This is a genomic window from Acinetobacter sp. ACNIH3 (assembly GCF_002918965.1).
Taxonomy (GTDB): Bacteria; Pseudomonadota; Gammaproteobacteria; order Pseudomonadales; family Moraxellaceae; genus Acinetobacter; species Acinetobacter schindleri.
On sequence record NZ_PQLP01000009.1, the window covers coordinates 16,871 to 29,902 of the forward strand.

At 42.7% G+C, this 13,032-nt stretch carries 13 protein-coding genes; 7 read left to right on the plus strand and 6 right to left on the minus strand.

Going from position 1 to position 13,032, the window contains the following annotated elements; genetic code table 11:
• Nucleotides 1–40: 40 nt before the first annotated feature.
• From C3420_RS06055 to C3420_RS06080, 6 genes are all read left to right on the plus strand, one after another.
• A complete protein-coding gene (locus C3420_RS06055; protein WP_005222049.1) occupies nucleotides 41–535 on the plus strand; it encodes a flavin reductase in 495 nt (164 codons plus the stop codon).
• A 424-nt stretch (nucleotides 536–959) separates the two neighbouring features.
• Nucleotides 960–1,631, plus strand: coding sequence for a DUF1345 domain-containing protein (locus C3420_RS06060; RefSeq protein WP_103800127.1), 672 nt, complete (start codon nucleotides 960–962; stop codon nucleotides 1,629–1,631).
• Nucleotides 1,632–1,866: 235 nt separating this feature from the next.
• Entirely contained in the window at nucleotides 1,867–2,568 is a 702-nt protein-coding gene (locus C3420_RS06065; RefSeq protein ID WP_103800128.1) for a VIT1/CCC1 transporter family protein, read from the plus strand.
• A 188-nt stretch (nucleotides 2,569–2,756) separates the two neighbouring features.
• Nucleotides 2,757–4,433: a phosphoethanolamine transferase gene (locus C3420_RS06070; RefSeq protein ID WP_103800129.1), complete on the plus strand. Its 1,677-nt coding sequence runs from the start codon at nucleotides 2,757–2,759 to the stop codon at nucleotides 4,431–4,433.
• Nucleotide 4,434: 1 nt separating this feature from the next.
• Nucleotides 4,435–5,106 (plus strand): response regulator transcription factor, encoded by a 672-nt coding sequence (locus C3420_RS06075; RefSeq protein ID WP_103800130.1) that lies wholly within the window; start codon nucleotides 4,435–4,437, stop codon nucleotides 5,104–5,106.
• A 6-nt stretch (nucleotides 5,107–5,112) separates the two neighbouring features.
• Nucleotides 5,113–6,432, plus strand: coding sequence for an ATP-binding protein (locus C3420_RS06080; protein WP_103800131.1), 1,320 nt, complete (start codon nucleotides 5,113–5,115; stop codon nucleotides 6,430–6,432).
• Nucleotides 6,433–6,456: 24 nt separating this feature from the next.
• On the opposite strand, the gene C3420_RS06085 is transcribed toward C3420_RS06080, so the two are convergent.
• Together C3420_RS06085 and C3420_RS06090 are read right to left on the minus strand one after the other, a co-directional pair.
• On the minus strand, nucleotides 6,457–7,170 hold the full coding sequence (locus C3420_RS06085; RefSeq protein ID WP_103800132.1) for a phosphatase PAP2 family protein: 714 nt from the start codon (nucleotides 7,168–7,170) through the stop codon (nucleotides 6,457–6,459).
• Nucleotides 7,171–7,209: 39 nt separating this feature from the next.
• Nucleotides 7,210–7,596, minus strand: coding sequence for a diacylglycerol kinase (locus C3420_RS06090; RefSeq protein ID WP_004809311.1), 387 nt, complete (start codon nucleotides 7,594–7,596; stop codon nucleotides 7,210–7,212).
• 241 nt (nucleotides 7,597–7,837) lie between these two features.
• Between C3420_RS06090 and C3420_RS06095 the strand changes: the two genes are divergently transcribed.
• Nucleotides 7,838–8,647 (plus strand): SDR family NAD(P)-dependent oxidoreductase, encoded by an 810-nt coding sequence (locus C3420_RS06095; RefSeq protein WP_103800133.1) that lies wholly within the window; start codon nucleotides 7,838–7,840, stop codon nucleotides 8,645–8,647.
• Nucleotides 8,648–8,984: 337 nt separating this feature from the next.
• Here the strand turns inward: C3420_RS06095 and C3420_RS06100 are convergent, their stop codons facing one another.
• The 4 genes from C3420_RS06100 to C3420_RS06115 all read right to left on the minus strand — a co-directional run bounded on the left by C3420_RS06100 (nucleotide 8,985) and on the right by C3420_RS06115 (nucleotide 12,900).
• Nucleotides 8,985–11,315 (minus strand): PhoX family protein, encoded by a 2,331-nt coding sequence (locus C3420_RS06100; RefSeq protein ID WP_103800134.1) that lies wholly within the window; start codon nucleotides 11,313–11,315, stop codon nucleotides 8,985–8,987.
• A gap of 167 nt (nucleotides 11,316–11,482) precedes the next feature.
• Nucleotides 11,483–12,259: a twin-arginine translocase subunit TatC gene (gene tatC / locus C3420_RS06105; RefSeq protein ID WP_076753522.1), complete on the minus strand. Its 777-nt coding sequence runs from the start codon at nucleotides 12,257–12,259 to the stop codon at nucleotides 11,483–11,485.
• Nucleotides 12,256–12,672: a Sec-independent protein translocase protein TatB gene (gene tatB, locus C3420_RS06110; RefSeq protein WP_103800135.1), complete on the minus strand. Its 417-nt coding sequence runs from the start codon at nucleotides 12,670–12,672 to the stop codon at nucleotides 12,256–12,258. The genes tatC and tatB overlap by 4 nt, the downstream gene beginning before the upstream one ends.
• A 9-nt stretch (nucleotides 12,673–12,681) precedes the next feature.
• Nucleotides 12,682–12,900, minus strand: coding sequence for a Sec-independent protein translocase subunit TatA (locus C3420_RS06115; protein WP_004894723.1), 219 nt, complete (start codon nucleotides 12,898–12,900; stop codon nucleotides 12,682–12,684).
• Between the last annotated feature and the right edge of the window lie 132 nt (nucleotides 12,901–13,032).

The window sequence follows — 13,032 nt, forward strand, 5'->3', positions numbered from 1 at the left end:
TGAGTAAAGGCAGGTTACATATACATTTGAGACAAAAGAGATGATTGAAGCAACTGACTTTAGAAATGCAATGTCCTTGTTAACCACGGCTGTAAATGTGATTACAACCGAAGGTATAGCAGGAACACATGGCTTTACCGCATCTGCCGTTTGTAGTGTGACGGATACACCGCCGACATTGCTGGTGTGTATGAATCAATCTTCTCGCTCGCATGCACATTTTATGAGAAATAACGTGCTGGCAGTAAATGTACTCAGCACGCAGCATGAATACATCTCAAATGCATTTGCATCTAGTAAATTCAGCTCAGAAGAGCGATTTAAGATAGGCGAGTGGACAACTCTTAAGACAGGTGCTCCAATTTTAGAAGATGCTTTGGTGAGCTTTGATTGCCAGATTGAAGAAATTCAAAAAGTGGGTACACACAGTATTTTCTTATGTCGAGTCATCGCGATTAGACGCAGTCAGCAAGAGGAAAGCCTAGTGTACTTCAACCGCGCATATCATCAGGTTGGTCAACTAGAAACTGCGTAAATGTTCATTACTTTAATATTGAATTCTTTTAAAGTGTGTAGTCGAGACCAGAATCCTCAGCCTGGTTTATAAAAATTGGGCTAATCAAAGTTTAGTAATTTGATTTTTAGCTTTAATTTCTTCGGAAAATTTCAAAATTAACTTTGATGAACATCAATATTGGAATTACATATTTAACTGACGTCTACCTAAAGTCTGCTGCACACTTTTTTAGTTTTTTAGCTAAAAGGGTTCAAGATTCAGTTTCATTAAGAATAGGAAATTAATTTTTTTAGTTTCTTTTACTACTAGATTTTAAAATGTCTATTTTATCGTAATCTTGAATCAGTACGCCTTTATCTACTAAAAGCTCTTTTATCCTGTTGTTTTAATAAAATACTTTATACTGCTAGATGAAAGCATCTCATGACATGCAGGACAGCTCATGCGTTTCCTCCAATCTATAAGAACAGCGCTTCAGTCCCGACTTTATTTCTTTATTATCTTTCCATCTCTCCTGATTTGGTATTTTATTTTCTATTCAGCGACTCCTTTAAGCTGGTCTACCTGCATTTTGATGAGCTGGAATATTACCATTTATGCTTACTTACTTTTTACTATCAAAAAGCTGTGGCACATAGACCATCACCATATCTTGCAACGCGCCATACAACAGGATGCCAGCAAATGGGTCATTCTGGTGCTCGTCATCATCACTTTAGTGATGTGTTTTATTGCCATAATTATTGAAATTAATCATTTACCTAAAGATGCTGCCATCAGAACCGGCCATTTAGGGCTATCCATCCTGACTATTATTTCGGCCTGGTTCCTGATGCATACCATTTTTGCGATTCATTATGCCCATGACTTTTATTTAGCCCTTGAAAAGCATAAACATGGCGGACTGGCTTTTCCAAGTACGCCAAATCCAACCTATCCCGATTTTCTGTATTTTAGCTATATTATTGGCACTTCTGCGCAAACGGCCGATGTATCAATTACCCGCCAACCCATGAGAGTACTCAATACTTTACATTTGCTTCTGGCCTATGGATTCAATACCACGATTTTGGCCATCGCTATTAATGTAACAGCAACCTTTATTAGTACTTGAACACACAGCATTTAATAATAAATAAACTGTAGTGCTAGGACTGTAACTTGTAAATTTCTCAGATGTTCAAATGAGTGCAATTGGAAAAATGCAATCCATGCAATAAAAATTGGTAAATCAGAGCGCTCACCCATTCATGAGCTGTTCTGAACAAGAGTTTATTAAATAAAGAGTTGTTTCTTCAGGCGAAATAAATATACGATCATGATGTTGAGAATAAAAAAGAGACTATACCGTGCGTCATTCTTATCATCTTGAAAAACATTATTTTGAACGGGCGGGCTGGTTGCGCGCAGCTGTACTCGGGGCAAATGACGGAATTATTTCTGTCACCAGTCTGGTGGTGGGAATGGCAGCCAGTGGCGCGTCTACACATACCTTGTTGGTGACTTGTGTAGCCGGATTAATTTCCGGAGCTGCGTCAATGGCTGCTGGAGAATACATCTCGGTCAAATCCCAGCAGGATATTGAAAAGAATGATCTGAATATGGAGGCACATGAGCTTAAACGTCATCCAGAACATGAACTGAAAGAACTGGAAAATATTTATATCCAGCGTGGCTTAACCCCTGAGGTGGCCCAGCAAGTTGCCTTGCAGCTCACCGCACACAATGCTTTAGATGCACATGCCCGCGATGAAATTGGTATATCAGAAAACACTTCGGCTCAGCCTTTTCAGGCTGCATTTTCATCCGCTATCGCTTTTACTATAGGCTCGCTATTTCCTCTACTTTCTATTTTGTTACTGCCTGAACAGTACCTGGATAAAGGCGTGATGCTGATCGGTGTGCTTAGCCTCGGGATTATGGGTGCACTGGCAAGTTATACAGGAGGGGTGAGTATCTGGAAAGGTTCGGCTCGAGTCATGCTTTGGGGGGTGATTGCCATGCTATTTAGCTCCTGGATCGGTTCATTATTTAATGTGGCTGTAGCTTAAACATACTTAGGATGTGTTTTTCAAATTCGCACTAGTCAGGGAATCACATCCTTTTTAAAACAATAAGTCTAAACAAGGTTGGAACAGTAGCATTGAAAATTTTATGAAGTTCGCAAAGAAAGTATTTTAAGTCATTTTTAAGCTTCAGATTTTAGGCTAAAGCATCTTAAAGTCTTTGAACTAAAAAAATGCTTAAGCTGCTTTCTTTTCCCGGTCTACGCCAGATCAAACCCATCAGCCTTGCACGCTTCAACCTGTTACTTGCCACTTGGCTGGGGCTGGTCTTAAACTTTGCTTTCTATCAGAAAATCCATCAACTGACGCCCTATACCAATCTCAAGGCAGGCGCATTATTGGCGGCTACAGTCCTGGTGATTATCGGCTTGTACAATCTGGTCTTGCAATGGCTGAACTGGAAATGGAATGCCAAAATACTCGCCAGCGTGTTGATCATTCTGGGCGGTTTTAGTGCTTATTTTGTCAATAGTCTGGGTGTGGTAATTACACCGGACCAGATCCAGAATATGCTGCAGACCGATGCCCGAGAAGTCCGTGATCTCTGGTCAATACGACTGGTGATCTGGACGCTGGTCTTTGTGGTTTTTCCGCTGTGTATCGTCTGGACGCTAAAAATTCAGCCTGCATCTTTCGGGCGTCAATTGTGGCATAAAAGCCTGAGCAGTCTGCTTTCAGCCGGATTAATTCTAGGACTGTTATTCTGTTTTTATGTCGATTATGCAGCCATCTTCCGCGAGCACCGCGATCTAAAGGGCATGATTTCCCCACAAAACAGCATTGCGTCCACCGTATCTTATTATAAAAAGAAAGCACCTAAAGCCAATTTGCCTTTAATCACTTATGGTGAAGATGCCCATCTGCTACAGCAGGCTCAAATGCAGAAGCAACCCAAATTGATGGTGTTGGTGGTCGGGGAGACTGCACGTGCCGAGAGTTTTGCGTTAAATGGTTATGCGCGTAATACCAATCCTGAACTGGGCAAGTTAGCGGTGATTAATTTTAGTCAGGTCAGTTCCTGTGGTACAGCAACTGCCGTTTCAGTTCCGTGTATGTTTTCAGGCATGTCCCGTCAGAATTATGACGAACAGTTAGCCAGCCACCGTGAAGGTTTACTGGATATCGCTCAGCGTGCCGGTTATCAGGTGACCTGGATCGACAATAATTCTGGCTGTAAAGGCGCCTGTGACCGGGTGCAGCAATACCAGATTCCTGCACCACTGAAACAGAAGTGGTGTGATGCTGCTGGGGAATGTTTTGATGAAATTCTGGTGGATAGCCTGAAAGATTATCTGGCACATCTGGACAAAAATAATTTGAAACCGCAGTTAATCGTGTTACATCAGATGGGCAGTCATGGCCCCGCATATTTCAAGCGTTCCAAAGCGCCGTATCAGCCATTCCAGCCCACTTGTAACAGCAATGCCATTCAGGGCTGTAGCGCTGAAGAGCTAAAGAACAGTTATGATAATTCGATTGTCTATACTGATCATGTACTTGCTCAGGTTATTGAGACCCTAAAACAGCAAAGCCAATATCAGACCGGTTTCTGGTACCTGTCTGATCACGGAGAATCCACCGGAGAGCATGGTTTATATCTGCATGGCGCACCTTATAGTATGGCGCCGACCCAGCAAACCCATGTTCCGATGCTGATGTGGTTCTCAGAGCTCTGGACGCAGCAGAATGCCCAGCAGGTGAGCTGTCTCAAAGCACAGACCAAACAGGCGCGCAGTCAGGATCATCTTTTCCCCAGCTTATTAAGTCTGCTGGATGTAAAAACGCAAGTGGCTGAAGTTAAAAATGATATGCTTGCACAATGCTCATCATCATTAAAGAACAGAGCTTGAAATGCATAAAATACTGATTATCGAAGACGACTTTATGATTGCCGAGTCGACTGAAACCTTGCTCAAGCTGCATCAATTTGATGTGCATTGGGTCAACAATGGTCTGGATGGTTTAAAGCAGTTACAACAGCAGGCTTATAATATTGTCCTGCTGGATCTGGGCCTGCCGATGATGGATGGTATGCAGGTGCTTAAACATATCCGGCAGAAGTTTCCCAATTTACCGGTGCTGATTATCTCTGCCCGGGATCAGTTACAGAACCGAGTCGATGGACTGAATCAGGGGGCAGATGATTACTTGATTAAACCCTATGAGTTTGATGAACTGCTGGCCCGTATTCATGCTTTGATCCGACGCAGTAGTCCCCCAAATACCGGGGCAGAGAGCCATAAAAAGTTATCACACAGTGGTCTGGAATTGGATCTGGAGCAGCATATCGCATGCTTTAACAGTCAGCCGATCGAGTTGTCTAATCGGGAATGGTCGATTCTCACCGCATTACTCACTCATCCCAGCAAAATTTTTTCTAAAAATGATCTAGAAGACAAGCTTTATGACTTCGATAGTGATGTCAGCAGTAATACCGTTGAAGTGTATGTGCATCATCTGCGGGCGAAATTAGGCAAAGACTTCATCCGTACCATACGTGGTCTAGGATATCGCTTAGGATAGAGCCTTATGCAGAAACGTTATTCTTTGCAAAAACGCCTGATTATCTACATTTCGTTATTTAGTCTGGTACTGGGCTGTATCCTGATTTTCGCTGCCTACCGGATTGCCCTCGAAGAAATAAATGAAGTGCTGGATAAACAGATGCAAAGTCTGGCCGAGCGCATTGCGGAAAATCATCCGCGACCGCTACAAAGCCAAATCGATCTGGAAAAACAGTACAGTGAAGAAGATCTGTTTGTAGATATTTGGTCCTATGCAAATACAGCTACTCCCTTGCATCCACAGGATGTGCTGGTTGCACCGGTCAAGAAAGCAGGTTTTTACAAGCATCAAACGCCGTATGGAACCTGGCTCACCTATATCATTCCAAGTGACCAGTTGCAGATTCAGGTGAGTCAGCAGCAAAATGTCCGGCAGGAGCTTGCGCTGGAACTGGCTGGCAATATGTTTCTGCCTTATGTACTTTTCTTGCCTTTTGCCGTGTTCGGTTTAGGCTGGATGATCCGGAAAAATTTTCAGCCTTTGCATGATTTTAAAACGGAACTGGCCAGCCGTAAGGCACAAGAATTAAAACCAATTGAAATGAAAGATTATCCTATGGAGCTGGAACCGACCATTCAGGAAATGAATCATCTGTTTGGTCGAATTTCCCTGGCTCAACAGGAACAACGTCAATTTGTCGCGGATTCTGCCCATGAATTACGCACGCCACTGACCGCACTCAACTTGCAGCTGCAAATTTTATTGCAGCAGTTTCCGCAGAGCGACTCGCTCCATAATCTGAGTCAGGGCGTTTTGCGCATGCAGCATCTGGTCAACCAGTTATTGAGTCTGGCCAAACAGGATGCCTCCGACAGCTTAACCGAGTCGGCACAAATGCTTTCGCTCAATCAGATGACCGTGGCCTGCATTGAGCAGCTGATTCAGCTGGCCTTACAGAAAGAGATTGATCTGGGCGTAGAACAGCAACAGGAATTGCGAATTCAAGGACAAGCTTCGACCTTGCACTCGATTATTTATAATTTAATTGATAACGCGATTAAATACACTCCGAAAGGCGGCGTGATTAATGTATCGATTTTTCAGCAAGGCCAGCAGGCGATTTTACAGATTGAAGATAGTGGAGCCGGGATTGATCCTGCTCAATTCGCCCAGATCCGGCAGCGTTTCTACCGGATTCATAACTATGCCGAAATTGGCAGTGGTTTAGGTTTGTCGATTGTCGATAAAGCCACCGAGCGCCTGGGTGGCACGCTGGAATTTTCGCAAAGTAGCAGTCTGGGCGGCCTGTGTGTACAAGTTAAATTTCCTGTAGTCGAAGCCTGAGTGGATAGGCTTCAGTTTTTGCAGTTAAGGCTGTCTGATGTTAGTGAGTATAGGAGCAGCGGCTTTTCCCAATGATAGTTTTTGGCTAAACAGCGCATAGCCAATGACATTCATGCACCAGATCATCCAACCGGTCCACAGGTTATGACTCAGGAAATGCGCACCACGCATCATTTGTGCCCAGCCCATGGCGAAGCCTAAAATCAGTGCCGCGATCAGGAAAAAATAAGCCCGCTTGCGGTTAGCAATCCGATAGACAAAATAGCCAGCCATCAAGGCAAAACCGCTGGATGCATGTCCTCCGGGAAAACAGTGTCCGGCAGTAGCACTCAAATCCCACAAAATACCCTCATGGGTGGGAATGATCATATCCCAGGGGCAGGCATGCGCCGACTGGGATTTTAAAATGCCGATCGAGGCCGTGGTCAGCACCACCATGCTAAAGAAATAGCCAAATTCCCAGCGCCGTTGATGCCAGTTCTGCCATTTCAGTGAGACTAGCCAGCCGGCTAACAATGTTATGTACACCAGAATCAGCAGATTTTTGACATAGCGGTGATTGAGCAGGGCCAGTGCCCAGTGTTGCCGCAGGGGAAATTGTCCCTGATCGTCAATGAACGGATAAATCAGCTGTAAATCAATTGCTCCACCTACATCAAAAAAATTCCAGAGCATCAGAAAACTGAAAATCAGCAGCAATATTTGTGTCAGTAAAAACCGGGAATGCTCGGATATCATTTTAAATCTTCCATTTTTCTTGCTGTAGCAGGCGAGGGATCAAATCAAGTAACCCGCTAAAATAAGACCCCAGGTCACGGTAATTAAACTGAGTGCTACAAACTGGGCAGCGCTGCCCATATCCTTGGCATTTTTAGACAGTTCATGTTGCTCCATGGATATACGGTCTACCACCGCCTCAATCGCCGAGTTAAGCAATTCAACGATTAGCGCCAGCAGGCACACGGCCACCATCAGTGCTTGCTCAACCCGGCTCACCGGCATGACAAAGCTCAGAGGAATCAAAATCAGGTTGATGAGCAGGATTTGCCTGAAGGCCGCTTCATTTTGAAAAGCTGTTTTAAAGCCGGCCAAGGAATAACGGGTCGCATTCAGAATACGCTGTATTCCCGAGGTGCCTTTATAGGGTGAACGGTAGGAAGACATAGCTGTCATGAGTCAATAAAAGGAAACTCTAACTTAAGATTACAGGCTTAAAACTCTCTTAAAAAAATGGTCTCTATGTGTTTTTTTAATAAAAATAATATTTAAATTTATGTGCAGAATTAAGAATTTTTTAAGTTTGGGCGTTTATCTTAAGTACTAAGTTATTTTTCGTGATGTGATCCACATGACCTGCGGCAGATTCGATCTTGAATCATTCTGTTAAGAACAAGAGAAAGTATTTATGCCTAATTTAACTGCAACAATTATGGATGCTACTTCTGGTATTGGTCAGGCTATTGCAAAGGTTCTGGGCCAAAACGGGGTCAATCTGGTTCTTGTTGGGCAGAATCAACAGATTCTGCAAAGAGTACATGACAATATAGCCCAATGTTATCCACAGCTACAACTGGATTTAATTCATTGCAACTTTGCCGATCAGCAAAGCAGGGAAGAGCTGGTAAAAGCTCTTGCTACGCTGAATAAACCCATTCACTACTACATTAACAACATCAGTATCAGTGATTTCAAGCTATTTACACAGCAGCCACAAGAAATCATGGAACAAATGATGCTGATTAATGCAGTTTATCCAATGCAGCTGATACAAAAGATCTTGCCATTGATATCTATCAGTCCGCCTGGCCAGGTCATTAATATAGGTTCAACCTTTGGCAGTATTGGCTATCCTGGATATGCGAGTTATTGTGCCAGCCAATTTGCCTTGCGTGGTGCAACCGAAGCACTAGCCCGTGAATACAGCAAAAGTTCAATCAGATTCAGATACTTTTCATTACGGGTTACCGAAACCAATATTCATCATTCAAATGCAATAGAAATGAATATCAGACTGGGAAAAAATATTGACAGTCCCGAATTTGTTGCTGAAGAACTGTATCAGTTTTTACATCGAGATTGTCAGTCGTATCAGGTCGGCTATCCTGAAAAAATTTCGATAGCTGTTAACCAGATTTTACCAGACTTAATATCAGCATCGATTAATAGAGAGTTACCAACGATTTGTGAATGTGCAGAAAAAGTTGCTAGTTTCTAACTGTGATTCACAGACTAAAGAAGCAGGATATTAATATAGTTCCCTTAGAGTGGCAGGTATCAATCCCTCCTTGGATACCTGCTTTTTTTTAGAAAAATACTCAAAAATAAAGCTGCAAATTACAAGTCTTCCAAGTAGAAGATAGCTGAAGCTATGATTAGTTGTATTGGATTTCACTTATATATTGATCCGAAGTCCACTTCATACTTTAATATTTATATCAATTTAACTCTAAACAAAAATATTCTTTTTATTGACCAGTTAACTCTTAAAATTAAAAAAACATTCAAAAATTAAAATGCCGGCATTGAGCCAGCATTTTAATTGAAGTGAGCTATTAACCGGCTATAACACCGCCATCATTGCGCGTAATCACAACAGTTGCTGAACGTGGACGTGCGGTCTTGTTCGAACGATCTGATTGACTTGCAGGCCAGTTACTGGTTGGAGCATCAAAGGTTTTAGAATCTTCACCTGGATGCTGTACATTGATGAAAATGGCCTTATAGTCTGGTGTCATGGTTACCCCTGTGATTTCACACTCTTTTGGACCAGTCAAGAAGCGACGTAAATTTTCATCGGTTACTTTGGCACCCGCAATCGTCGCTTGACCATTAGAGGTTGTTGCTGGACCACCATCACCTACTTGTCCAGGCAGGGCAGCCAGCATCATACAGTTAGTGGTATCTGTATAAGCGCCGTCGTCAGTCTGAATCCAGAGTACGCCACGAGGATCAAACCACATACCATCTGGTGAAGACAGATCATTATTATCATTTAAGCCCGACAGGTTGATATTGGCATCCATCGATGCTTCAGCACCGAACAGGTAGATATCCCATTCAAAGCTTTCTGATGCAGTGTTTTCTTCCTTAAAGCGAATAATATGGCCATTCACATTACCCTTACCGCCTTCAGGATCTGAGTAATTACGTGGGTTGGCAGCATCAACAGGTTGCGCCGAGCTATTGCCACGGTTACTGTTATTAGTCAGGGTAACGTAGACTTCACCATTCTCCGGGTTAACGGCTACCCATTCAGGACGGTCCATCTTCGTCGCACCAACGGCATCGCCTGCCAAACGTGCAAAAGTTAAAACATCCGCATCAGAGCTAAAAGGATATACCGCATTTTCTGCAGTTAAACCATTTTTACCGTGAGCAAGTTCAATCCATTGACCAGTTCCATCTGCATTGAACTTGGCAACATAGAACTTACCGTTATTCATATATTTGTCACCAGCACGGTAGCCGGTATTGATATCTTTTGGATCCCATTTTGCATCAGAGACAAATTTGTAAATGTATTCACCCCGTGAGTCATCGCCCATGTAGAAGGCAAACTGTTCACCTTCAATCGCACGGCTAGCACGACAGTCTTCGTGAGCAAAACGGCCCAGTGCAGTACGTTTTACCGGATTTGCACTGTTATCAAATGGGTCAATTTCAACAATCCAGCCAAAGGTATTTGGTGCATTACGATAGTCTTGACTTGCAGAGGCTTTGGTTACGTTAGCTGACCAGCGGTCGTACATATCTTGTGATTCAACTCCAGCCTGAGCTGTTTCCCATGCATAACGTGAAGATTTATCTAAATAAACAATACGGTCTTGATCATCGCGTTCCGGAACTTTTTGTCTTTGTGCATCTAGAACATAAACAATACTATTTTTCTCATCACGTTTAACTGTACCATCGGCATTTTTTTCAGTTTGATATGAAATATCTAAGCCTAAGCCATAACGCTTAAGTGCAGTTTTCTCAGCTTCGCTACGATCTGAATATTGGTCTGTACCTGAACGCTGGAAATAACCAATAAAGTTTTCCTCGGCAGTTAAATAAGTGCCCCATGGTGTATAACCATTACCACAGTTATTGTGTGTACCACGAGTCTGACGACCGTTAGGAGAGAAAGCAGTGCGGACTAATGGAGAGTTTGTTACCGGCCCAGAAAAATCCATCACTGTTGAAGCCGTAATACGGCGGTTAAATGGTGATGATTTAACGATTTCTACCGCTTGAGTTTCGGTGTTTTTCTTAATATGCACAATTGATACACCGTGTGCATTCACTTCACGGATGACTTCATCTTCTGGACGACGACCATCAACTTTTGTTGGTCCTTGAGGATGTAAAAAAGTTTGATTGATATATTCATGGTTCATCACCAGCAGGCCATGCTCAGATGCATTCTCGTCATAACGGCCAGTCTTAGTGCTTAAACCAAAATAGCTCATACCATCGTGGCAGTCACCAGAACGGAACTGAAAGCTTGGTCCGTTCGGAATATTGTTATCGTCCCAGTCAGAGTAGATAGGATGAATTGAATCTCCCATTGCATATAGGACAGTGGCTTTATAGCCTTCAGGAACCGTAACCCAGTCATCTAGGTTTTTTTTCACTGGGCTAAAACTTAATTTTTCTGGACGAGCATTGTTGTCTGTTGGCGGATTCGGATTGCTCTCACCGTCCCCAATATTGCCATTTTCATTGTCATCGCTACACGCAGTCAGGCTAGAAGCCAGTGCCAATGCTGCAGCCCCACTTGCAGTCTTTGCAATCAAGTCACGACGTGACATAGATTGTTCTAGAATATCCCGAAAATGATGATTATCTGAAGTGTTATTGTCCAGTTCCTGATTTTCATCATAAGGTAGGTAATCTGTCATTGTTTTATTCCCACAACTAAGGTTTGGTTGTTTTAAAGTCAGAAATAAACTAGCAGTTAAATATGACTAAAAGGTGAAGCTTTTATTTCAAAATAATTAAATAAGATATTAATTTATATAAATAAATTAATGTAAAAAAGCCCCCAGTAAGGAGGCATTTTTCTTAATTAGCTATTTTTTAGATGCCGCTTTTCCAGAAATTTTCCGGCCATTAAACCTAGCTCAAACAGCAGCCACATGGGTATAGCCAGCATGATCATGGACAGGGCATCAGGGGGCGTTACAAACATGGCCACAAAAAAACACCCCACCACAATAAAGCGTCTTTTTTCTACCAAGGTCTGTGTGCTTACCACACCGATCAGAATCAATAACAGGGTAATAATCGGAATTTCAAAGGTAAATCCAAACACCAGAAAAAGTTTTAAACAGAAGGCCAGATAACTATTAATGTCAGTCATGGGCGCGACGGTTTCAGGCGATACACTGATAAAAAAATGCAGGATAGACGGTAAAGCCACCAGATAGGCAAAAGCGATACCCGCATAAAACAGGACAATGCTGCCAATCAGGAGCGGCAAAGCCAGACTTTTTTCTTTTTCATATAGTGCCGGCTTAACGAAGGCCCAAAGTTGATACAAGATAAAAGGCATGGCGATCAGCAGGGCAACAAAAAAGTTCAACTTAAACGGCGCCATAAATGTCGCAGTTACATCGGTGGCAATCATGGTAGAACTTGCTGGTAACTGGGCACGTAAGGGCTCGGATAAAAGCTGATAGGTATGCGTGGCAAATGGTAGCAGACAGAAAAACAGCCCGATCAATATTCCTACAATCTTGAAAAGATGCTTGCGCAGAATCACTAAGTGTCGGGTAATCGGCATTTCTTCTAGATGAACTTTCTGGGGATCGCTGCTGGCTTGAGTCGACGGTAAAATATTCATACGGCCACCTTCATGTCAGGATATTTTTTTTCTTGCTTAGCGACCTGCTTAGCCTGAGTTAAATGAACCGGGGAAAGCGGTTGATTGACCAGTTCATAACTTGACTGAGTTTTCAGTACCGGCTGTTCTGAAATTTTTGTGACCGGCTCAATTGGTGCATTGAGATCAGCCATTTGTGCCTGCATTTTGGCTTCCAGTTCCTGAATACGTTTCAGCTCGGTTTGCATTTGCTCACGTAGCTCAGACAGACGCAATTCACGGTCAAGATCATTTTGTATATTGCTGACGGTTCTTTTTATCTTGGTAGACCATTTACCTATAAAACGAACTGCCTCAGGTAGCTTATCTGGTCCGAGCACTAGAAGTGCAATTACCCCAAAGGCTAGCAGCTCAGTCATTCCAATATTGAGCATGACGATACCTTAACTTTTGATTGAACTCTCGCTGACTTTAACTTCAGCATCAATAGTGCGGGGCTGTTGAATTTTTGCCGCTTCAGCCTCTTCTTCACGTACAGATTTTTTAAAGTCCTTGATTGCACCGCCAACATCTTTGCCCAGATTTTTGAGTTTAGACGTGCCAAAAAGTAAAATTACGACGATTGCAAAAATAAGTACGTGCCAAATCGATAATCCTGCCATGTTGTCCTCATTACATCTTTTTTAAATTTATGGGCTTATCTCAACATGAATAAATGACAAATCCATGACGTTTTGATGGCAGTTTGGAGACAGGAAGCAAGAGGGAAGTTCGCAATGAGTTGTGCTGTTTAT

Coding starts and splice junctions, on each gene's coding strand:
- C3420_RS06055 (WP_005222049.1), top strand. CDS start 41: ATGATTGAAGCAACTGACTTTAGAAATGCAATGTCCTTGTTAACCACG.
- C3420_RS06060 (WP_103800127.1), top strand. CDS start 960: ATGCGTTTCCTCCAATCTATAAGAACAGCGCTTCAGTCCCGACTTTAT.
- C3420_RS06070 (WP_103800129.1), top strand. CDS start 2,757: ATGCTTAAGCTGCTTTCTTTTCCCGGTCTACGCCAGATCAAACCCATC.
- C3420_RS06075 (WP_103800130.1), top strand. CDS start 4,435: ATGCATAAAATACTGATTATCGAAGACGACTTTATGATTGCCGAGTCG.
- C3420_RS06080 (WP_103800131.1), top strand. CDS start 5,113: ATGCAGAAACGTTATTCTTTGCAAAAACGCCTGATTATCTACATTTCG.
- C3420_RS06085 (WP_103800132.1), bottom strand. CDS start 7,170: ATGATATCCGAGCATTCCCGGTTTTTACTGACACAAATATTGCTGCTG.
- C3420_RS06090 (WP_004809311.1), bottom strand. CDS start 7,596: ATGTCTTCCTACCGTTCACCCTATAAAGGCACCTCGGGAATACAGCGT.
- C3420_RS06095 (WP_103800133.1), top strand. CDS start 7,838: ATGCCTAATTTAACTGCAACAATTATGGATGCTACTTCTGGTATTGGT.
- C3420_RS06100 (WP_103800134.1), bottom strand. CDS start 11,315: ATGACAGATTACCTACCTTATGATGAAAATCAGGAACTGGACAATAAC.
- tatC (WP_076753522.1), bottom strand. CDS start 12,259: ATGAATATTTTACCGTCGACTCAAGCCAGCAGCGATCCCCAGAAAGTT.
- tatB (WP_103800135.1), bottom strand. CDS start 12,672: ATGCTCAATATTGGAATGACTGAGCTGCTAGCCTTTGGGGTAATTGCA.
- C3420_RS06115 (WP_004894723.1), bottom strand. CDS start 12,900: ATGGCAGGATTATCGATTTGGCACGTACTTATTTTTGCAATCGTCGTA.